14 protein-coding genes are annotated in these 23327 nt (G+C 43.2%); 11 read left to right on the top strand and 3 right to left on the bottom strand.

Annotation, left to right across the window (positions count from 1 at the left end; genetic code table 11):
- The first annotated feature begins 53 nt into the window (after window positions 1–53).
- The 3 genes from KHO06_RS10340 (at window position 54) to KHO06_RS10330 (ending at window position 4124) form a co-directional block, all read left to right on the top strand.
- On the top strand, window positions 54–914 hold the full coding sequence (locus KHO06_RS10340; RefSeq protein WP_212581513.1) for a helix-turn-helix transcriptional regulator: 861 nt from the start codon (window positions 54–56) through the stop codon (window positions 912–914).
- Window positions 904–2088, top strand: coding sequence for a response regulator (locus KHO06_RS10335; RefSeq protein WP_244858348.1), 1185 nt, complete (start codon window positions 904–906; stop codon window positions 2086–2088). Before KHO06_RS10340 ends, KHO06_RS10335 begins: the two co-directional genes overlap by 11 nt.
- Window positions 2089–2411: 323 nt before the next feature.
- Window positions 2412–4124: a GMC oxidoreductase gene (locus tag KHO06_RS10330; RefSeq protein WP_212581512.1), complete on the top strand. Its 1713-nt coding sequence runs from the start codon at window positions 2412–2414 to the stop codon at window positions 4122–4124.
- Between the two features lie 150 nt (window positions 4125–4274).
- Here KHO06_RS10330 and KHO06_RS10325 read toward each other — a convergent pair whose 3' ends face one another.
- A complete protein-coding gene (locus tag KHO06_RS10325; RefSeq protein WP_223975945.1) occupies window positions 4275–5471 on the bottom strand; it encodes a collagen-like protein in 1197 nt (398 codons plus the stop codon).
- Between the two features lie 383 nt (window positions 5472–5854).
- Here KHO06_RS10325 and KHO06_RS10320 point away from each other — a divergent pair, with 383 nt between their 5' ends.
- The 8 genes from KHO06_RS10320 to tsgA all read left to right on the top strand — a co-directional run bounded on the left by KHO06_RS10320 (window position 5855) and on the right by tsgA (window position 22078).
- Entirely contained in the window at window positions 5855–7783 is a 1929-nt protein-coding gene (locus KHO06_RS10320) for an Ig-like domain-containing protein (RefSeq protein ID WP_005427837.1), read from the top strand.
- Between the two features lie 574 nt (window positions 7784–8357).
- On the top strand, window positions 8358–8873 hold the full coding sequence (locus tag KHO06_RS10315) for a M48 family metallopeptidase (protein ID WP_212581511.1): 516 nt from the start codon (window positions 8358–8360) through the stop codon (window positions 8871–8873).
- Window positions 8860–10026, top strand: a complete 1167-nt coding sequence (gene rlmF / locus KHO06_RS10310) for a 23S rRNA (adenine(1618)-N(6))-methyltransferase RlmF (RefSeq protein WP_212581510.1) — start codon at window positions 8860–8862, stop codon at window positions 10024–10026. Before KHO06_RS10315 ends, rlmF begins: the two co-directional genes overlap by 14 nt.
- Window positions 10027–10222: 196 nt before the next feature.
- Window positions 10223–11344, top strand: a complete 1122-nt coding sequence (locus KHO06_RS10305; RefSeq protein WP_212581509.1) for a diguanylate cyclase — start codon at window positions 10223–10225, stop codon at window positions 11342–11344.
- Between the two features lie 297 nt (window positions 11345–11641).
- Window positions 11642–12613, top strand: a complete 972-nt coding sequence (locus KHO06_RS10300; protein WP_077261534.1) for a hypothetical protein — start codon at window positions 11642–11644, stop codon at window positions 12611–12613.
- Window positions 12614–12993: 380 nt separating this feature from the next.
- The gene (locus KHO06_RS10295; protein WP_212582470.1) at window positions 12994–19761 is read left to right on the top strand and encodes a TcdA/TcdB pore-forming domain-containing protein; all 6768 of its coding nucleotides are present in this window, start codon (window positions 12994–12996) and stop codon (window positions 19759–19761) included.
- Between the two features lie 355 nt (window positions 19762–20116).
- Entirely contained in the window at window positions 20117–20824 is a 708-nt protein-coding gene (deoD, locus tag KHO06_RS10290) for a purine-nucleoside phosphorylase (RefSeq protein ID WP_005439921.1), read from the top strand.
- 87 nt (window positions 20825–20911) lie between these two features.
- Window positions 20912–22078, top strand: a complete 1167-nt coding sequence (tsgA, locus tag KHO06_RS10285; RefSeq protein ID WP_038890380.1) for an MFS transporter TsgA — start codon at window positions 20912–20914, stop codon at window positions 22076–22078.
- Window positions 22079–22146: 68 nt separating this feature from the next.
- Here the strand turns inward: tsgA and KHO06_RS10280 are convergent, their stop codons facing one another.
- On the bottom strand, window positions 22147–22821 hold the full coding sequence (locus KHO06_RS10280; protein ID WP_212581508.1) for a Crp/Fnr family transcriptional regulator: 675 nt from the start codon (window positions 22819–22821) through the stop codon (window positions 22147–22149).
- Between the two features lie 9 nt (window positions 22822–22830).
- Complete coding sequence (locus KHO06_RS10275; RefSeq protein ID WP_212581507.1) at window positions 22831–23259, bottom strand: hypothetical protein; 429 nt, start codon at window positions 23257–23259, stop codon at window positions 22831–22833.
- Window positions 23260–23327 lie beyond the last annotated feature (68 nt).

Here is a 23327-nt window from a genome sequence, read left to right as displayed (position 1 = left end):
TCATACAACAAAATTTAACCCTAGTTGATAAAGCAATAGATAAGTAGTCGCCTATGTTTGGAGAAATCATTCGCTCATTTAGGAAGCAGAGTGGGCTGTCGCAATTGAATTTTGTTAACGCACTACAAAAAAGTAGCAGTAACTTTGACAATTTAGATGTCGTCACATTAAGCCGATGGGAAAGGGGAGCCACAAAACCACATTTAAACAGGCAAAACGAGATTCTAGATATGTTGGGTGTCGATATCTTTGACGTATGGTCGGCCGTCAATGATGTCAACAACTTGCCTGATTATACCAACAGAATAAACAACCACGGTTATTTCAACGAAAGTGGTGTCGAAGAAGTCGAACTGATCGTACTCAATGCGACTAACCTAGATAAGCTGGGAAAGGTGTTGAACCTTGTCGATGCGATCTTTGAGTACGAAGAAAATGCAGTGCTAAAAGCGATGGAATCTCAGGGATTAACACGAGAGTCTATTGTGATGAAGATAATCAATCAATACGGAGGTGAACTCACAATAGCGGTTAAGCATGGTCAAATACTGGGGCATTTATTCTCGGTCAGTTACAGTCTTGCTACTGATTTTTTAGGTGAAGACATGTTGTTTCATGATAAGAATGTGCACTTCATTTTATCATTTAACTGCTCACACATTGCTTCTTTGGTCGAAACATTAAGCCGAGAAGTTTATCGCTATATCCATAGTTTGGATCCAAATACAGAACTGGTTTTATACGTGAATAATCCAGTGATTTTTAATCTGTTTTTCTCATTGAGTTTCGAGTATCGAAGCGTGTCGAGGCAAGATGTGGTATTCAAATTGATGAATATCGACATCAAGACACTGAAGTCTCAAAGAGTTTGGATGAACTTATTATCTCAATATAAGGATAAGCATGATGTATAAATCAGTACTTGTTGTTGATGACGTAGAGCTATCGCGGGAAATTATCAAAAGTGCAGTTTTGGCCGCTAGTGATTATGCAAAGATCACGTGTGTTGAGAATGCGTACTCTGCGATTAATAAAATACGTAGTAAGAAGTATGATTTGGTCATTATGGACATCATGATGCCAAATGGTGATGGTTTTGAATTATTGAGTATGATCTCTCAACTCGCAGTTTCGACAAAAATCATTGTTATCTCTTCGCTTGATCGCGCCGTGATCGATTCAATGCCCCAGATTGGGAAACTGTATGATCTTCATATTTTCAAGGCGTTAGAAAAGCCAATTAACTCCATGAATGTCACTGAGCTCGTAGCGGAAGTCTTCTCTCAAGAGGATGATGAAAGGGAGCATATTAAGCGATTTGCTCACGATGTGAATATCTTTGATTTCCCTATCGGAGCTTATTATCAGCCCCAAATCTCTAGCAACAGCAATGAAATCATTGGGGTAGATATTAGTGGTAATTGGTTCAATAACGGTGATGGACATTGGTTGTATACACATTTGCTGCCCGAGATTGGAACGTTGACGAGTAAAAAGCTATTCAACCAGATCGTTATCGGAAAGTTTTTGCAAGACTACAAGGAGCACTTTAAGGAGCTTGCCAACAGGCTGTATTTTACGCTGCATATACACCATGAATTTATTGACGATAGTTTTATTTATAGCTGTTTGATGGAGTTGGTTAAGTTCAATTCTAAGCATCACTTTAGTTTGTACGTAGATCATGATGATGCCATTGAAGCGGATAGTGCGACACGTATTCAACAGTTGGAGTCACTGTTGTCGAGTGGCATCAGTATCATTTTAGGCTCTGACAAGCTAACCGCAGAGCGTGTGCTAACAGCATCCAAGCTTCCTATTCGGGAGCTGAAGCTATCTGTTCACAATAATTCTAAGCTCTGCTTAAATGACGACACAGATCTACTGCTGAATATTTCTAATGCTTCAAAGCAAAATAACCTCAGTGTAATGCTTGATGGGGTAGAAGATGTTGCTCTTAGCCAGTTAGCGGCATCTAAGGGATTAGCTAAGCAGCAAGGCATTTTGTTTGGCGGTCCTGTGAATGCTGAGACATTGACTAAAGCACTTATTAAGCAAAATAGAGGGATTCCCGAGGGAGAGGTATAGCCTAGGGGCAGCGTTTTGAGCCCCCTTCAATTAGAGGAATACTTTGATACCAGCGATCATTTGTATTAGTTCAGATTATTGGTCTTAAATCCAATTCATCCTCTTTTACACGGGAGGGAAGTGTCTTTTTGAGCTATCAGTAGGTTCTTAATGAAGGCACTTTTCTCTCTGGTTTCCCCAACCATCGAGTCAGTAATAGCAAGCACTCTCTATCCGAACAAATCGAGCTTTTAAGCGATTCTTCATTCTCAAATGCTCTATTTATTTAGCGCTTTATTCGATCAAAATGGCCATGAGTTTAGTGTTAGTTTAAAGGAGTTCTTATGAAGCAAAATGCTAGAAGAGGCTTTATCAAATCGTTTACGGCAACTTCTGTTGCGCTTGGCCTAGGTGTCGCCTCGACACCTTCAAAAGCTTTTTTCTTTACCAAGGAAGAAGACACAGACCTTGATGTAGTAAAGGGCTCTCCTTTACTAGAAAAGTACCTGCCTGAACTTTTTGAGCGTCCACCTCAACTGAAACATCATACTCCAGTCATCATTATAGGAAGTGGCTTTGGCGGAGCAGTCAGCGCCTACCGGCTTGGGAAGGCAGGGATTGAAACCTCAGTGATTGAACGTGGTAATCGTTGGCCGGTCGACACCAAGCGCGCCGTATTTGCTCATGATATGGTGGCGGACAAGCGTATGTTTTGGCAACGAGATAAGACGACGTTTCCTGCGCTGACATTTGACCTACCATTCTTGCAAACTATCACGCCGAGAGACATCGACAAATTTGGCGGGGTGTTGGATATCGTCGATAGATCTGGGGAAAATAATATCGATGGCTCTGATTTACTGCTTGGAACTGCCGTTGGGGGTGGTTCGGTTATTTACACAGGAGTGATGGTTATTCCTAAAGAAGAGCATTTTACGAAACTCTACCCACAAGAATTGTCATACAAAGAGATGGTAGAGACCTATTATCCTAGGGTTAAATCTGTACTCAACCATAGTGAAATGCCTGATGACATCTTCGCAAGCCTCCCATTTAAACACTGCCGAGATTGGAATAAGGAAGTGAAGAAAGCCGGTTATCAGCCTTATAAAATTGAAGGTAACTGGAACTGGGATGTGGTTCGTAGAGAACTTAATGGTAAGAGCCTTCCTTCCGCTACGATTGGTTTAACTAACTTTGGTAATAGTAATGGTTGCAAAAATGACCTAGGTCAGAACTACATTCCTTTGGCTGAATCGACGGGTAAGGTGACCATCCACCATAATCACGATGTACGTAACATCCGTATGAATGGCGATATTTACGAACTGGATGTGGCTGAAATCGATGCGTATGGCAACGTTGTACATGAGCAAACAATTACATGCGATAAGCTGATTTTGTCCGCAGGATCTTATCACACCACACGTATGTTAGTACGTGCCAAGGGGCGAGGAGACTTACCGGATCTAAACCCACACGTTGGCCAAAACTGGGGAGATAACGGTAATCGAATGGGCTTTAGACAATCGTTATTCGGTTTGCCGGCCGGTGTTGCACAAGGTTCGCCTTCGCCCACTGCGATTTATGTTGAGCAAAATGGCAGAAGCCCTATTGCAGCTGAAAACTGGGCGAATGCGGGGATAGCTGACGTTGGCATTTCCATGATGTTATCAGTGACAGCGGATTTTAAAAACCGTGGCAGCTTTAGCTATGATCCCTCAGTTGATGATGCAAAGCTTGAATATCCCAAAGCGTTGGAGAAAGATGCAACAGACGCGCTCCGAGCAATCAACAATCGTGTCGCCAAAGCAAATTGGCAACGGATTGGTGCTCAAGGCTTTTCTGATGTGATTTTTACTGGTGCTCATCCTGTTGGGGGGATGGAAATTGGTAAAGCGACAGATATGTACGGTCGTGTGCATGGCCATGAAGGGCTGTATGTGATCGATGGATCGCTTATTCCTGGTAATAACGGCTGTGCTAATCCATCACTGACGATTGCGGCGCTTGCAGAGCGATGCATCGAGAACATTATTGCCAAAGATTTTGCATAACATAACGTTTGTAAAGCTGCCGTAGCAGTAAATATAGAAAGGCCTGCTTGCTTCGGTTCAGGCCTTTTTTCTTTCAGGTTAGTTGATATAAGAGAGCAAAGAAAAAGCTACCTGCAATACAGGTAGCTCTGAGGCTGACTTTTGTGTTTATTAACCAAACGAGAAGGATTTAAAACACCCTTGAATCCAAGCAGTGCTATTGCCTTGAATGTTATAGGTTCTGTTCTTACCACTACCATGCGGGTAGAACTTAAAGCTTAAGCCTCCCAAGTTATTGAACTTGATATATGGAGTGGTCCCCTTAACAAACTTTTCAATTTTTAACCCTGACATTGATGATTCAAGCAATTGAATACTATCCATCCCTTTGCTCGGGTCATAGTTTCCATTCATAAAGAGCTTGAAGTAAAAGTCATGTGCGTGGTGAGCGGAGCGACCAACAAATTCGACAGTCATTGCCTTCGGTGCATGGCCTGTGTTATTGGCAATTGGTAACCCCTCCCATCGTGCTCGGTTAGAGGTGTTTACCTGACAAACTACACCAGAATCGCCACTTGGTCCTTGAGGGCCAGTTGCACCGCGAGGACCTGTGTACCCGCGTGGCCCCGTGTAGCCTCTTGGTCCTGTGTAGCCTCTAGGCCCAGTGGCACCTTTAGGTCCCGTCGCACCACGAGGACCTGTCGCACCCGTTGCACCTTTTGGTCCTTGCAAGCCAGTTTCACCTTGAACACCTTGTGGTCCAGCTTCACCTTGAGGGCCTTGTGGTCCTTCGATTGCTCCCTTGCCAACCCATTCGCCGTTTTCATTGATGACTTCATTGCCCTTGATGCTGATTGAATTGGTGTCCACAGAATCAGGCGTAATGTCGCCAGTCACATTGGTAGCGGTTTCCGCAACTCGTGCGTACAAAACAGGCTGAACCGCATACTTAAGTGTACTATCAACTTGGTTTTGCGTTTGCACACCGACAGAAACATTGGAAACATCATAGGAGATAGAGTTCTCATCCAGTAAGTCAGGAATACTGACTGAGAAAGAAATACCTGTGAGATCGGTAAGTGAAGAAAGGTTTTGTTTAGAAATTGGAAGAGAACAAATACCGTTAAAGAAGTCACATTGATATTGCTCAGTACCAATAGGCAAGCTGGTATCATTGTCAATGATATCGACCTCGACATAATATCTCCCATCGTCAATGGCGTCCCCAGTTCTTATATCAAAGACATTTACCGCAAGAGCATGCGGTTGATCAAAGACGGTTCCAGAAAAAGCCGGCGCAGATATTGACAGCGACATCGCAAGATAAAGTGCTCGTTTTTTTAAGTTTAAATTATTTGAATTAGACACTGCTTATACTCCCTGTTATTAAGATTATTTGGTCTCATGGTTTTGATGTGCGTATATAGTTTTCCCATATGTGTTAAACCGCTGGATATGGGAATGATTAAATTAACTTATTCTAATGTTCTAAATTAATTCATTTTTATTGAATAATAATTAAGTGAAATGTGAGTTGGCATTTATAAATAAATGTATTTAAAAGAGCCTTTGTGAGTTGGTTGTCTTTTTATCTATTTGTTATTGTTGATCTTTGTGTGATTTTTAAATGTATTTGCATCGTAAAATCAATAAGGTAAGCATCTATGTAAATATAAAAACATACGTGCTGTATCGAGTGGTTTTCTATATCGATAGACTCTTGTTTGCTCAGCAGATATAGGAGTAAATTTATGAAAATCAGCACCTCAATAAAGTCTACAATACTTACATTGCTGGCAGTAGTAGGACTGAGTGCATGTAATCACGGAGTTAAGGAACTGGTCGTTACACCAAAAGAAAATAGTGTACCCCTTGGTTTTCAACTTCAGTTAAAAGCAGAAAAAGTATCCAAAAAAGGTAAGGTAACAGATGTAACCATTAGTGATGACGTTGAATGGCGCAGTTCTGATGAGTCTGTGGCGACGGTTGACCAAAATGGTTTGGTTTCCACTGGTGATATAACGGGTATCGTCGAAATTACAGCCATTGGTACATTTAATGGTAAAAAGTATGAAGATACGGTTATTGTCGAAGTGACAGAAGCAGTGGTGACATCAATTACAGTGACACCAAAAGACGCTTCAACTCCAGTAGGCTTGACCCGTTCTTATACAGCAACGGCAAACTTTTCTAACGGTCAGGCTATCGATGTCACTCAGGATAGTTCGACAAGTTGGGATAGTAGCGATTTTTATGTTGCGACCATCTCAAACGATGAGGAGAACAAAGGCCAAGTAAAAGCAAAGGCAGTCGGTACTTCAACTATCACAGCTTACATTGATGTTGATGGCGAGCGCTTTAGTGATAGCGCCATCCTAAATGTGACTGAGGCAATTGCAGTTTCTTTGGAAATCACGCCAAAAATACAAAGTGTGTCAGTTGGCCTGACTGAGCAGTTTTCTGCGATTGTTACCATGTCTGACGGTACAAAACTTGACGTGACTAATGAGAAATCGATTGATTGGTCAAGCCGCGAACCTGATGTTGCAACAGTTTCAAATGAAGTCGGTTCAAAAGGCCTCGTGACTGGTGTAGATACCGGATGGACAACAATCGCTGTTTCTGGACAAGTTAACGGTGAGTTCGTGAATGCGAGTGCTAGCCTACAAGTTATTCGGGCTGTTATTACTTCTTTAGAAGTCACACCCGAAACTGAAACTGTGCCAGCAGGTCTGGCTAAACCATTTAAGGCATTTGCAACATTGTCGAGTGGAGAAGTTATCGATGTGACGAATGACAGTGCGATTAGTTGGAGTAGTAGTGACTCTAAAATTGCAACCATCTCGAACTCTGAAGTTGATAAGGGTACCGCGACTGGCGTGGCAATGGGTGAGGTAACTATTACGGCCTTTGTTGAAGCTAACGGTGAGGAAATCACGGACACTGCGAAACTGCTTGTCACAGAAGCGGTAATGGTGCATTTAGATGTGACGCCTAAACCACAAGAGAGCTTAGATACACCGCAAATTCCTTCTGGAATGACAAAGCAATTTAAAGCCGAAGTAGTTATGTCAGATGGTACACGCATTGATGTTACCACTGCGGATAATCTTTACTGGAGCAGTGATGATCCGACGATTGCGACTGTATCCAATAGTGCGGGTGAAAAAGGCCTTGCAACAGGTGTTGACGTAGGGGATGTATTTATTACTGCACGATTACTATCTGATGGCTACACCGTAGAAGATCATGCTTTACTTACCGTCACTGAACCACACTCAGTATCGTTAGTAGTATTTACTGAAAAATCAGAGAACGTTGTTCAGGGTGAGCGTGTTCATTACATCGGCTACAGTCGAAATATCATGGGGCGCTACTGGGTACTGTCAGGAGCAAACCACTTAAATGGCCCTATGCAATATATCTATATTGAAGGTATCGATGGTAAGCCAATTGAAGAGCAGAAATTTTTCTTTGGCAATAAAAAAGCAGAACCAATATCAGGTTCTCTGAGATACAAAGCTAACTTCACTTGGCCTGACAATTCAAAGACTGATGGTATTCTAGAATGGAACTTTGAAGAGAAAGTTTATGTACTCACTGACCCTACAGTGGTCGAGAATCTACTTGAATATGAAGCAGATTTTACTTTGGTAGTTTCTAACGAAGGCGAGTTTTAAATACTAATAAGGTCGAAATATCGAATCGATGGTTATCATTGATGTAATGACCTGTCCAAGAGGGAGTGAGAAATCACTCCCTCTGTATTTTTGTCGCTTTTTTCAAGCAGAAATGAACAATGACTACCCCATCTTATGGAGGATATATGCCAGACGTAGAGCGTATAAGAGATGAGTCAATAGAATTGCCCAGTGCCTACCAAACTTGGTTAGAGTATTGGGAAACGGTACAAAACCAACAAGCAATAAAATGTTGTAATTCTCGTTGTCTAGAAAAAGCAGAGCTAGGCTGTTTCGTTCGAACTAAAATAACGCATGAAATCTTCGTTACAGCGTTCTGCCCACTGTGCGTCATTGACACGAATAAGAAAGTCCATGTAACAAAGCGTTTACTCGTGAAAAAGCCATATGCACAATAGCCATATCCATGGAGACGACTATGAGTCGCTTGAGAGGGGGGGGGGATGATAGCCATAAGTTGAAAGTCTACGTTAATAGAAAAACCTAAGATGAATATCTTCCTTATCTCAGGTATATTTAGCGCCTTTCTTTTGTCATAGCAGACTTAATACGCATGCATCCGTCACTTCGATACATTCAAGGTTATCCGCAGAACATTGTCGAGCAAGTAAGTTCACTCATCGACAGTGGTAAACTGGTGTCTTGGTTCGAAAAACGCTACCCAGATAGACACCAAATAAAAAGCGAAAAGGCACTCTACGAATACGCAATAGCGATCAAAAACCGCTACATGAAGAAAGCCGCGCCAATTAGCAAAGTGGTCTACGATAAGAAAATTCACGTGGTCAACAATGCACTTGGTTTGCATAGCGTGATCAGCCGTAACCATGGTGGCAAGCTCAAATCGAAAAATGAGATTCGCATTGCGAACGTGTTTAAAGATGCACCTGAAGCGTTACTGCGCATGCTGGTGGTACATGAGCTGGCACACACGCGTGAGAAAAACCACGACAAAGCCTTTTACCAACTGTGCTGTTATATGGAACCTGAGTATCACCAACTTGAATTTGATGCTCGTCTGTTTATGATTTACCTCGATTTAAAAGCGAATTCGAATGAAGACCAATAATCACAACGCGAAACAAGCTCAGCCAAAAACGGCCAAGTCTAAGCCGGGCAAAGATGCAACCAAGATCAAACCAAAGCGTGTGAAAAATAAACCGACAGCAAAAGCTGCAAAAAGCACAGGTCTGAAAACTAACGCCGCGAACAAAAGCAGCGATGTGGAAGTGATCAAAATTGCTAAAAGTGGATTACATGAACGTAATGCACATCGAGGTCGCTACGATTTCAAAAAGCTAATCACAGCAGAGCCTCAGCTCAAATCATTTGTGATAAAGAATCCGAAAGGGGAAGACTCAATCAACTTCTCCGATCCAAAAGCCGTCAAGATGCTCAACAAAGCACTGCTGGCGGCGCATTATGATATTGAATACTGGGATATTCCTGATACTTACTTATGTCCGCCAATTCCTGGGCGTGCGGATTACGTTCATCGCGTAGCAGAGTTGCTTGATGGTGAAGTAAAAGGCAAATACGTACACCATAAAGTGCGAGCGCTTGATGTGGGTGTTGGGGCAAACTGTATTTACCCAATCGTCGGTGTGACTCAATACGGCTGGCATTACACGGGTAGCGATGTTGATCCGAAATCGATTGAATCAGCCCGAACAATTGTAGAGCGTAACGCCTCATTAAACAGTAAGGTAGAGCTTGTACAACAAACCAGTGAGTCCAATATTTACCGCGGTATTATCCAGCCAAACGATCGCTACGATATTACAACTTGTAACCCGCCGTTCCACCGCTCTGCTGAAGAAGCCGCGATGGGTAGTCAGCGTAAGCTGGATAATTTAAAGGCAAATCAGCGTAAGAAAGGCGTGAAGGTTCAAGCTAATCAAGCGAAAACAGCTCAAGTAAAAGCCAATAAACCCGCGCTTAACTTTGGTGGGCAAAATGCTGAGCTATGGTGTGAAGGTGGTGAAGCTGCGTTCATCCGCAAGATGGCGAACGAAAGCCAAGCATGCAGTGCACAAGTGCTTTGGTTTACCACGTTAATCTCAAAGAAAGACAATGTACGCCCGATGCGCAAACAGCTTGAAAAATTGGGTGTAAAAGCGATCCGAATAGTGGAAATGAGCCAAGGGCAAAAAGTCAGTCGTTTTATGGCTTGGTCGTACATGGACAAAGCTCAGCGCAAAGCGTGGATTGAATTAAAGTAATTATTTAGAGAAAGCTAACCAAATAATTAAAAAATAGCACCACTTTGTTGGTGCTATTTTTTAACAAGAAATTCATTAATTTAATAACTATAACAAGTTTATTTTCTCTTTCTGTCAAATTATATAGTAGGGCTATCAAGTTAAAATAACATGGGGTACTATCCAGTAAAGAAATAGTATTAATATATACCCAGCGATGTCCGATAACGAACTGATCATCTTCCCTTGGAATCACAATTTTGAGACAGGGATGACAAAAATTGATGAACAACATTACCATCTATTTTTATTGGTGAACAAATTAGCCAATACGTTGATTTATGATGACCAAATCGAGGTAGATGGCGTGTTTGGTGAATTAAAAGACTATGCACAATACCATTTCTCATATGAAGAAAGTGTATGGAATGAACACTTTTCTGATGATGTTTGGAATGAAGAACATAAAAAGAGTCATGCCTCTTTTGTTGATGAAGTCATTAAAATTCAATCTGAGTCCAAAGACCTTAACTGGCAAGAATCGATTGAACATATCCTGCAATTCTTAATTCGTTGGCTTGTATTCCATATCATCGGTGACGACAAGAAAATGAGCGTTGCAGTGAAAGCGTTGGAATCGAGCGATTCTTTAGAGATGGCCAAAGTGAATGCTGTGGATACCTTACAGGGTATTAACGGCTTAGTTGCTGATACGGTTCTCAAAATGTATTTTGAAGTCTCGACTCAATCGATTGAATTGGTAAGAGAAAAGCATCGTCGTTTTGTGGCAGAAAAAGAGTTGCGATGTCTCAATAAGAAGCTTCAAGAACTTGCTATTACTGATGAACTATCGGGTCTGTATAATCGCCGATATTTTAACATCATGACGCCAGATATCCTCTCCAAAGCACAAGCAGGCAATCAAACGGTCAGCTTTGTTTCTATTGATTTAGACTATTTCAAGCAACTTAATGATGAGCTTGGCCACCTAAAGGGCGATGAGGCCATAACCAAGGTTGGGGCGTTATTATCTTCGCAATTCAATGGTGTTGACGAAATCGCTTTTCGTATGGGCGGGGAAGAGTTTTTGATTGTGCTTGTAGGATCAGAGCATCACCGCTGCGTGAGACGTGCAGAGAAAGTTAGAGAGTCCATTGCTACGCTTTCAATTCAGTGTGACCGTCACGAGCAGAGACACTTTTTGACGAGCTCTATTGGTGTGTATAGCCAGCAATCAGAAGCTAATGTGGATATTCGTTACTTTTTAGATAAAGTAGATAAATGCCTATACAAAGCGAAGCTGACAGGGAGAAATAAGGTAGTTGCAGAGTGTCTATGACTTAATAGATGTGAATTGCCAGTCGTCTCTTCTAAATGTTTTTATATCAATATCCGGTATTATTTCCTTGTTTTTAATCAGGGTATAATACCAGTGTTGAACCTGAGTTTACTCATAAGTTAGCTATTTATTTTATTAGTTATAGTCTTTTCTATCTTTAAATTGTTTTATATTTTAATACTATCCTTATTCTTGAGCGCAATCACAACTATATATATTCAATTCTATTTTAGGATTTATTCCTTGAAAGGTGAGCGATAAAAAAGATAATCCACCTTCCCTTAAAAGGAGAATTAAATGAATAAATACAGTATCCTAGCAGCATTAATTTTATCATCCCCAGTTTGTAGCCAGACGTTCTCTATCATTCCCTCAGTAAAAACAGGGCTGCCTACCGTTTTAGAACAGCCAAATTTATATCAAGCACCTGTTTTTGATTTTTATGATTTCTCCGAAGGCTATCTAGAGCAGCGCGCTGAGTCTATTGCTGAGCTTCCTATGTCATTAAGCCATATCAACAGAGTTTGTATTCAAAATAGATTTAGTGAGATCGATAAAAGTGAAGGCTATGGTCAATCTGGTGTCTTGTTATACACCTACAAAACGGATAGCCGGGGAGAGAAGATTCATAACACAACAATAGGGGATAGAGCGCCTTTAGAAAGTATCTCTGAACACTGCTTTGATGAATCAACGTGGGTGTACAAAAACTGGCTAGACGACGGTGCAATTGCTTTTACACCGTACAGCACAAAGTTCTCTTTCCTAGAAGACGTAAGAGTGGTGGTTGATGGAGAGCTCGAATTACCAACAAATTCTACGCTGTTTGTTCAGCACTATTTTGATTTTATAAGCAAAGTGGGTTTCGACCAATCTGCCAGCTTTTATCATCCAAATGGTATAGAGAAACTTAAATCGCTCATTATCGATGGCCTTGAGAGTAACAACGAAAATATTATCACACTGAAAAATACCTCTTTTGGTGAGGATGCCTCTCTTTTCGATATTGCGTTAATGTCTAATGATGAGTTTATGAATAAACTTTTGAGCCTAGTGAAAAAGGTGAGTGGGAAAAACACCCTCAACTTTGAATCCCTGCGCATCATCAATGAATTTGAACTCGACGACAAGAAGTATATTAATGTTCAAAGAAAGGATTGGGTGTTAGGGCGGCTCATCACGGTTAATGAAGTGATTATCCTTCAAAGACTTGGTAACCAATGGCTTATTGAAATGCCTGAAAGCATTAACGATATGCTATCTAAATAAAAATATAGGCGGCAATTACTGGTATTGCCGCTTTACTAATTAAATTGTCACGATACTTCATATTCTTTCTTATGTTTACTTTATCTATCACTACTTGGCGCGCCGTTGTTAATTTGAAACTTCTAATATATTTGAATATTTCTTAAATTTATTGAATAGCCGTAAATAGTCTGTTAGTTATATAAACTCAGTTGCATTTTATAAAATTAATTATTATGAGAAAAAAACTATTAACGACAGCATTGGCTTCGGCTTTCATTAGCCCTTACTCGCTATCTAGTGAAGAAGGGATAGATATCCATATATCAAACTCAGTTTATTCGTCCTCGACTTTTGAAGAAAGGCAGTATCAAGTTGGTTTTAACGCCTTCCTAAGCGCTATGCGTAGGACGCGAGATTCAATCTTAAACAGTCCAGCAAACAGACGGTTGGTATCGGATATCAAATCAACGTTGAGTAAAGAAGGGCATTGGACGGTTAAAGCTCGCCAGCAATACATATTGTTGAAGTCGAACGTACATCAAGACTTTTATGATGCTTACTCTTCAACGAAACCTCCAGTCTTGGTGCCTCTGAATGTGGAGGAGAGTGAGATTGTCTATCAAATGTTGCACCATCTCGATGCGTCTTCTTCCGATCTAACGATCAACGTTCAGGGGTTTAGCGATCGCCCAATTTCAGAGGTTTCCAAGTTAAGCTTTATCAGCAGCGCGACTTCTGCCCGTTTTATTCCAGAAACGTTTTATTCTGAGCCAGAATCTCGGTCTCTTTTTACTTCTCGAATTACCCTTAATTTTACCAAAGAGTACTTACCGCAAGTGATCAGCGCTTTCGGCCATTTGTACTCTGGTGAAGTCGCAGATGTTGTCAGGCAGGCGAAAATTATGGGGCCGGCATATTTTGGCTCATTGACGGACCAAGCTGTGTTGTATCTTGAAGGTGCGGACATCAATAATGCTCAACGAGTCATCGACTTTTTAGCGCAGCGTATCCCGGAACAAGCTTGGGTTGAACACACTCCATTGGGAATGGTTTCACTCGCTAAGGGCCGAAACTATTCAGAAAGTTCTCGTTTCGCTTTTTCTAGCCACGGTGGTGCAAGATCGGTTGTTGCGACCGATGCGATTCTTGAAAACCTATTTGGCGGTGAGAGCTTAGCAATCTTGTTACCTGAGGCACTCAGTGCTCATGGTTATGATCCTGCGCGCATTCCTCTGCTTGATCCTGCTTTTGATTATAAATCTGAGCAAATGGACTCAACGAGTGCGGCTTCAGATTTTATACGCGATCCGCAACGTTTCCTCAAAGCGCATACGTTAGACGTTACGCCACTTATCGGCGAGTACTCAGCGCACAAAGGGAGACCAATGATGCAGTCCGGCACAGATGGATTCCAATTAGGTTTTGAGAGTAATGAACTATCGCGCAGTAACAAGTTAAGAGTGATTGGCGAGCCTTTGATAGACAATATGCCTTCGTTTGTCGATGTCGCGAAGTCTGCCAGAGTCGGCCAGGTTTTAGTGGCGGCCTCCAACAATGGAGGAACGATTGTGGTGGTCGATCAAGACGCTGATCATTATCGTATTTACTTCGACAAGCGTCCGCACGCCTACGCTTTATACGATGATGTTGTTGCATTGCGAGATTTAAGTTCAGGGTATCGCGTTGGAGATGTGACCAAGTTTGATAAAGGGCTCGATGTCACCTTCTTTGTTTTTAATGAAAAAGGTTGGCAAAGCGTCGTACAGAAGCAGTCATTCAATAGTTTTAGTGATTTAGAGGTGCGTCGTACGGGCTCCACAACGGCGGTGCCTTTTATGACTGTCGGTGAAAATTTAACGCAACTGTTTGAGCAAAATCGTACAAGCTTGCAGAAAGAGGTGCTTGAGCTGGCAAAAAGGTTTGGTTTGTCTACCGCTCAGATTGAAGACCTACCTTATGACCCAATGGAAGCGAAAGTGTTAGAAACGCACTCAAGCTTAAAGCGGTGGAATGAGCTGAGAACTCAACTGAATAAGAAGATCTCAGCGCAGAGAAAATCGCTTGCTAGACAAAGAATTACTGAGCTCGCCAAGTTAAAACTACCAGGTAACTCAAATAACGCACAATCGATGAAGAAGCTATCGTTACTGCGTGCCAGCTTGTTGGAGCTAGACAACAACGCTCAATCACTGATTACCTTGTCTGAGCAGGTCGATCAGATGTGGCTAAACGTACAACAAAAGTCAGAAAATGGCCTAGGGCAGCTCATTGTTACAGACAACAGCCTAAGGACTGGCAATTTTGATAAGGGCCAAATACACCAACGTTTCTTGGTAAAAGAGAGAGCAATAAAAGATCTATCAGGCAGTAAAAAAGCCGCTTACGAAGACGGGTACAATAATTTTGAAGCGATCTGGCTTCCTGATTACGACGAGTCAATGACTCTGACGCAAAAGCAACTGTTGCTATTGGGGTCTAATGATCTCGATGCTCGGCAGCAAGGAGCGCTAATCAGACGAATCAGTAATCAGATTACCAAAGAGAACATCACGAAGAACTTAGATTTTACTGCAAAGTTTAATCGAGAAATGTCTCGTTTAGGTGGCCGAGTCGTCGCGAGCCTACCTCAAGGGTTTGTGCTGACGCTGATGGGGGATGGTAGTGGTCGTTGTTACCCTCTGGTGCGTGCGATGTCTGTTGCGATGTCTAGGGGTACAGAGTCTATCCGAAACTTTTCTGACAAGCTGTTTATCGGTGCAGCAAACCCACATGATGCGGAAAGCCATTTCTTATTAGATGCACTAAGAAACCTGCACTCGAATTATGAAGCGAGAGAAAGCAGCCAAATGATCGGCCAACTCGATATTGCGGGCATTATAGCGGCCGTAAACCGTGGGCTTTCTGAGCAAGGACAGGTCTCACTGGCGGTCAATACGAGTACACATTCAGTTGGTGTTGCTGCGATCAATGATATGGGACAGAAGCGCTTTTACTTTTACGATCCTAACTTTGCTGTTGTTGAATTCTCTTCGTTGAAATCTCTCAAAAAAGCGTTAGAAGCACATTTCGTGATGCATGAGATGGCGGAGTACTATCTATCAATGGGGACCAAGGCAAACCCTGAATTCAATGTGTTAGCGATTGATACATCCAAAATGTCTCTAGTAGAAATTTTACCCGGTCAGCAGGTTTTCGACCTCTCTTCTTCAGAGCCGCTTAGCCCGGTGGGAGATGGAGATTCTATCGTTACTGTGAGCGACGAGGATTCCATTGTCACTATTGATGATGATGCATCGATCATGACGATTGACGATGATGAGTCTATTATCGTTTTAGAAAACTCAGAGAGCAGAGTACAACAGGATCTCGCTCTGAGAATGAATCTAACCAAAGTTAAAGCTTATGAGCATGCCAGCCTATTATCTAACGCTGTAGAACGTGCGAGAACTCAGTATCGATTGCCAGAAGAGTGGTTACCAGTGATAGGGAGCATCGAGGAGTCATCTCCCGGATATTCCGCTATCACTTTTGTTTCACCAGATGGGGCAATGGAACAAAGGGTACAAATTCAAGGGCGAGAGTTGGTCCAAGTGAGTGAGTATCTCCATGAGCAATATGCCAACGTTAAGGCTCGCTTTGATCTTCGTACTGGCCAACGTGTTCCAACCTTTGAATTTGAAGACGTGCAAGGATTCGATGGTTTGAATGCAGGTTTTGCGGTTCAGTCGGTTATCACTTGGTTTCAAAACGAAAAAAGAAGCCAAATCTCGGGCGAGAAAAGCAGTGCCTTACAGAAAGCGCTTGAGGTTCACAGCTACGTCATGGCAGGACAAATCTCCCACGGCCTTCTGATGGATGCTCAGCACATGGTGAATTTATTTAAAGTTGCCGCTGCTACCGATGCTGAGCTTGTTAACGCTACAGTAAACAGCCTATCAGGTATTGCGAATCAGGGCGTTGGATTGGTATTTGGGGCTGTGAATGTCAGTTTGAGCGCTTATGAATTGGCCCATGCGCAAAATGCTCAACAACAAGCAATCTTCGGGACTCAGCTTGGTTTCAATGCGGTCGGCACTGCTATCGGCGGGGCCGCTTTGGGCGCTGGTATTGCGGGAGCTTCTACGACTGCTTTAGTACTGGGAGAAGCTGGAGCCATCGTCGGTGGTTTAGCGGTGGGCTTTACTGCATTAGCTGAAGCGTTTGGTGATATTGCGATGGATGCGCAACAAGTAGGGCACTACTTCTATCAAGTCGACAATGCTTACCGTGAAGGTGGATACCGTTATGATGCGGAGAAGAACGTTTTGCTGCCAATTCCTGGCGCGGTCATTAACCAAATTGATTTATCAAACGGGCAAATAGAGCTTGGTAGCCAAGCCCTTTACTCTTCTAAGCACGGTAAAACCGGGTCCGGTTGGTTGAACTACTTCTTTTGGGCGGGCGATCTACCAAAAGCATTGAGAGACAAGTCTAAGGCTTTACCGCTAAGAGAGCGCCTAGGTTATGGCTCGTACTCTGGTATCGATGCCCACAGCTCCACATTAGTGCTTCCCGCAACAGGCAAGTCGTACATCGATTATGACTATGAAATCCTACCAGGCTCGACCACTAGGAACGACCAAGGATTTAGTATATTAAGATCGCTTGAAACGCATCTTGATTTCGACTTCGACTTTTACGTTTTCCCATCGGAATATGTCATACGCACTATGCGAGAGCAGTTCGTTCCGCACACGGTATCCGTAAAGCTGGGAGCTATGGAGCGTGTTGTTGTCACGCCAGAGATTAAAGAGCTTGGCTTGAGAAAGCTGACTTACCATCTGAGTGCTGAATCGGGTAAACAAGAATTGATTGTACAGCCGCACGCGAAGTTCGTGCTTTCAGAAGACTCTGCAGCATCGATCAAGTGGGTAGTTGACGCAAGAGCTATTAAGGGAGCCACACCTGAAGTGACGAATGGTGTGTTGAAAATTGGCACCGTCACCCTTGATATCTCCTCGTTGAGCGAGTCAGTTGTCGAAGTGTTTACAGACCAAGGTGAAATCTGGCAAGTGGAAGACTTAACACTGTCGTTGATCGCAACAGACGCTCAAAAAGAAGAGAGCAGCTCTCATGTGATTGAGCACCTTGAAACGTTAGCTGAAAAGCATCAGCTTCTAGGTGATTATGTTGTTATCAATAATTATGAAGAAGCCGGAGAACCTCTTGGCACCGCTTATTACGACATTAATAATGATCGTGTGATAGTGAGCCGCGATGTTTCTGTTGAACTCTCGCAGCAAGCGCAATTGCTAACGGCAACCAGTGATGAAGCTTGGCTGTTTAATCAGCAGTATGGCTTATTATGGAAAGTTGATATTGCCACTGGCGAGATGACGGGCTTTTACACGTTATTCCAGCCGTCTAGGCCTTCTATCTCTGTCAGCTTCAATGCTTGGACGGAGGCGAACGTTGTTCATGTTGCTGCCACGTATCATATGCCTGATCAGTCGCAAATTAAATACCTGTACCGTTTAACGGAAGGCGGGTTAATGCTGACAGACATTCATGGCAATGAGCGGTTGTACCAAGCTCTTGTTGCGCCAGTCGATTCGGATCACAGACGCTTAATCTCGGATTCCATGAGCTCGAGCGAATTTGCACCATTTGATCTTTCGGCTTACGAGAAAATGTCAACACAACTGGCTGATACCGTTGAAGTTGCCGTTGAAGGTGAAACGCCAGTATGGAGCATTGTTGGTAAAGAAAAGGCAACAGTCGTGAGTACGTTGCCTGCTATGGAAGAGCTAAAGCTGCTGCTTGTCGATGAGGATGTCGCGTATTTCTATAGTGAGAAAGAACAATCTATTTACCTTCAAAAAGAGGGACGAATTAAAAACGTTACTCTAAAAGAAGGTGACAAGGTTACTGCCCACGAGCATGTCTATATCGCGAGTGACAATGGCGAAATTCATGTGTTAACGCCTGAAGGTACGAAAAGCCTGATCGCAATTAACCAGCAATGGATGGAGCAGTATCAGTACAACTGGCAAGATACGTTGGTGACCAAATTTAACGGCGCCAAACATCAGCTTATGATTTTTGGATTGTCAGATTTTGATGGTAAAGCTCTAAAAGCCTGGTATCTGCCGTCAAGTGAGCAGTTTGTTTTAATACCAAACCAATGGAGCGATAAGCAACTAAAACTGGTTGGTAAGAAAGACGACCAATCTGTTTGGTTGTTTGAGTCAATGACAGGCAAGTTATATGCTCAGCCTTCTTTCTCTTTAGAACAAATGTATAACTTTACACCGGACTTCCGATTCATTGCCGACGGACAACTGACTGAGCCCGTTGAGTCTGACTTGATTGGCGAGGCTTTGACTGATGTTTATGTGAGTCGTGATGGTTATCGAGCAGAAACAGAGAGCGGATTGGTGTTTGAGTTGACGGCGAATGAACCGCCAAAGCTCGTCGAAGTCAGTGAACATTGGCTGATAGAGAACGAGGGGATGCTTAACACTTTATCAGAACGTTTTGAAACGGGGGCCGTGATTCACTTAGGCAAAAACAGTGATCGCTGGCTTGTGGTCGAAACGGGCAAAGAGATTCGTCTTGGCAAATCAGGACAAGCGATTTGGATTGGCTCGGTGGAAGGCCCTGTAGTGCGTGAACTGTTCTTCGTACCAGAAACCAATGAGCTGATTCAATCCGATGATCAACAAGGTAGTATCTCGCTAGGAAGCTACCAAGATGTGTTTAGAACTGGCGATGCTTGGTCACTCATTTCGGAGCCTACTCGTGGTGAGCTGATTGAAGTGGTCAAACTTGAAGGGGCAGATGCTATTGTTCTTTCGACATCGGGCCGCAGTAATGGTTACGACATAAATGATGCTATTGGTCGGTACAAACAAGTGTTTATCAACGATAACAGCCATGCTTCGTTTATTGACTTATCTGACTTTGATCGTGACCAAGTTGTCATTCAACACGAAGGAAACCGGCTGAAATTGGTGATCGCTAACAGTACATATGTCGTGATTGAAGAGGCAGAACGGGCCTCGAGGAATAAATTAGCGTTGAGGTTTGCAGGTGATGCGCAGCCTGTTCGACTTATCTACATAATTTCAGCGCTTGATGCTCGTAGTATCGATGGCATTGTCGAACTGAGCGAATTAGATTTGTAGAGAACCAATTTTGCTTAACATTAAAGCCCCGAAAGGGGCTTTTTTATGTCTTAAATCTGCATCCTTTCGATTACACGTATTTCAATGTCTAAAATCCCGTGAATGGCGAGCATCTCTTGCAATCATGTGAGCGGCTCCCTGTTCCTGTTACACCATTTACCTTCGATTCGAAATCGACATCAGATGTTAGTGCCGAAATGCAGTCACATGGGCTAGGCACTATTCACACAACTGTGCAAATATTTACTGTTTACTCAGTTATGAGAGCTCGTACTTTCAAACCGGACTTTTGTCCTGAAACTTTGTCCTGCTTCCTCATTATGATTGCGCCATCAGAACAAACGAGGAAAACATTATGACTGCTCATATCGCAGGTTCTGCAGAAGATTTTGCTTCAACTGTTATCATGCCGGGTGATCCGCTACGCGCGAAATACATCGCTGAAACCTACCTAGATGACGCCAAACTGGTTACGGACATTCGTAACATGCTGGGTTACACCGGTTACTACAAAGGCCAGCGTATTTCAGTGATGGGGCACGGCATGGGTATTCCATCAATGGTGCTTTACGGTCACGAGCTGATTAATGACTTTGGTGTGAAACGCATCATCCGAATCGGCAGCATCGGCGCGACGCAAAAAGACGTTCACATGCGTGACGTTATTCTAGCCCAAGCAGCAGGCACCGATTCACCGACGAATGCTAAGCGCAGCAGTGGCTACCACATGGCAACGTCTGCAACGTTTGAACTGCTGCACAATGCTTACATGTCTGCGAAAGAGAAGGGCATTGATGTCAAAGTGGGTAACATTTTCACTGGCGATCTTTACTACGATCCGGATGAAGACATGATCCCAGCCCTAGAGCGCTTTGGCGTGCTTGGTGTGGATATGGAGGTGGCGGGCTTGTACGGCTTAGCACACCAATTCGGCATTGAATCGCTGGCGATTTTGACCGTGTCTGATCACTGCATTACTGGCGAAGAAACCACAGCAGAAGAGCGTCAGCTTTCTTTCAACAACATGATTGAAATTGCGCTAGAAACTGCGATTAAAGCTTAACCCTACAATTAAGTTATCTTTGAGAGCTGGCTCGCTGGCTCTCTCTAATACTAAGAACATCTATCTCATGAGCCTTTGGAGTGAATTATGAAAAATAAAATAACACTCACCGCAATTAGCTTTCTCGCTAACTTCATTATGGCGGGTTTTGCGACCCAATTTGGTATGTTGGTTGAACCGCTAGCCAATACCTTTGATGCGAACGTTAACGAAGTCGCATCGATTTTCTCGCTGTTAAACGGCGGCGCACTTGCTGGTACTATCGCGGCTTTCTTTTTGATTGAAAAAGTCGGCATCAAACGCATGACCGTATTGTGTTACGGCGCGATTGCCGCCGCTGCACTGAGTCTATACGTCGCACCATCTCTGTTTATAGTGATGCTTGGCATGACTGTGATTGGTTTCTGCGGCGGTGTCGGTCTTTGTATTGCGGGTACTATCGTGGTATCGGTGTGGAAAGACAAAATTCAAAGCACCATGCTGGTGGTTCAAGACGCGACCTTTAACATTGCTGGCGTCGTCTTCCCATTGATCACCACTTACGCGCTAACTAACGCAATGAACTGGAGCATCAGTTACCTAAGCGTGGGCGTTGTGGCGTTGGCAACCATGTTTGTTGCTTTGCTGACTAACTTTAACCAATGCGGTGGTGAAAGCGGCTCTGAGCAAGAAGCAAAATCTGAATGGAACTTCGGCATCATCAGCGGTGGCGTAGGTTTGTTCCTAGGTATGCTGGCGCTTTACACCTTCTTAACTTGGGCACCAATGTTCGTGAAAGAGAAGTTTGATATCCCATTTGAGCAAGCGGGCAACATCATCACTCAATACTGGTCTGCAGCTCTGGTCGGTGCATTGGTTTCTACCGTGATTGTTTCGCGCATGAAGATTCAAACTTTCCTACTGACTATCATCTCTGTTGCTATGGTGATCACCAGTGTTATCGTCACCACGGATAAACTTGAATGGCTGTCATACCTGACTTACGGTTACGGCTTTGCTTGTGCTGCGCTTTACAATGCTTTCATCGCTTATGGTGTATCCTTTGTGCGTAATGCAACCAGTAAGAACGTGTCTTACATCTTAATCAGCGGTAGTGCAGGTGCGATGTTTAGCCCAGCCATCAGTTCGGTAATGGAAAGCGTGGTTGGTCTGCAAACCGTGATGTACGCTATTCCTGTTATCTACGCAGTGGTCGTCGTTATGCTGCTCGCGTCTATGAAGCTGAAGACAGCTAACCAAATACAAACCGCTTAATGAAAGCGAGCGAACTAAAAAGGTCTGCGCCATGCAGACCTTTTCTCGTTTATAAGTGAAGAATTAAACTATTCTTCAACAAGATTACGCAGTCCGTCCAAGTCGAGAATACGTAATCCTTTCTTTTCTTTGGCGATAAAACCCTTGTTTTCAAGCTCTTTCACAGCGCGACGGTAAACACGGTCAGAGGTGGCAAATCGCTCCGCTTCCAAATAGTTCTTCTGGAACCCATCCACTGGCAGATCATTTAAATACTGATGATAAATGTCGTACGCCACGTTATAGGTGATCGGGTAGAGTAACCGACGAGAGAGAATTTCCACCGTATCTTGGTAATCAATCGCGATAGCACTGGCAAAGTAAAGCGACAGTCGAGGCTGCTCTAACAGGCACTTTTGCAGCTTTTGCGCGTCAATAATCGCAACTTCAACTGGCTCAACTGGGATAATATCCATTTGGCAACGATAGCCGGTAAAGAACTCCATTTCACCAAAGACTTGTTGTTCGCACTCAAGCGTGCCAAGCAGAAAGGTTTTGCCGTTTCTCGCCGTGACGCCCATGGAAATGCGACCGGAATCGACCAGATATAAGTTTTCGACATGCTCACCTTGGGTAAGGAGCTTTTCGTTTTCATCAAAAATTCGGCGCGTACAGATGCAATCTCGGATCGTTTTTTCGATGAGATGTTTATCTTCACTCCATTGCGCCTCAAAGCGTCCTTTACCTAGGGTTTGTAATTGCATCGACGTACCTTAAATGACAATACCTGCGAGCTCAAAACGTGCCATTAATGGCTTGCTCTCTTGCTGATACCAACTTGCTGGCATGTTGGGTTTAAGCTGGGCTTTTTCTTGTTTACTGATCACAACATAGCGCAAAAACGTGTCGAGTGTGCTCGTCATTATTTCAAAGCTCATGTCGCCATCTTTACTGATGGTTTTTAATAGTCCAACGACCGTATCTTCCGGTATCAATGGTTCGATAACCGCATGTTTGCGCTCGGTAATTCTCTTAGAACAAGGTAGTGAAGCACGGGCAGTTTCCCAACACACTTTATTGGTTTTACTCACGAGGTTGTGTTTGTAGCAGTAATAGCTAAACAAAAAGCGTGACAGGTTCTGCCAGCGCTCAGCTTGGACTTCTAACCAAAGGTGTTGCAGCTCGATATCAGCGTCAGTCATGGGAATGCGTTAGAAAAGGAAAAGAGGGCGTAGTGTAACTCGGTTTGAGGGCAACGCCAAAAAGACCG

Origin of the sequence: Vibrio sp. B1FIG11, assembly GCF_905175335.1 — a bacterium.
Taxonomy (GTDB): Bacteria; Pseudomonadota; Gammaproteobacteria; order Enterobacterales; family Vibrionaceae; genus Vibrio; species Vibrio campbellii.
This window is presented reverse-complemented; position numbering and strand designations above follow the sequence as displayed.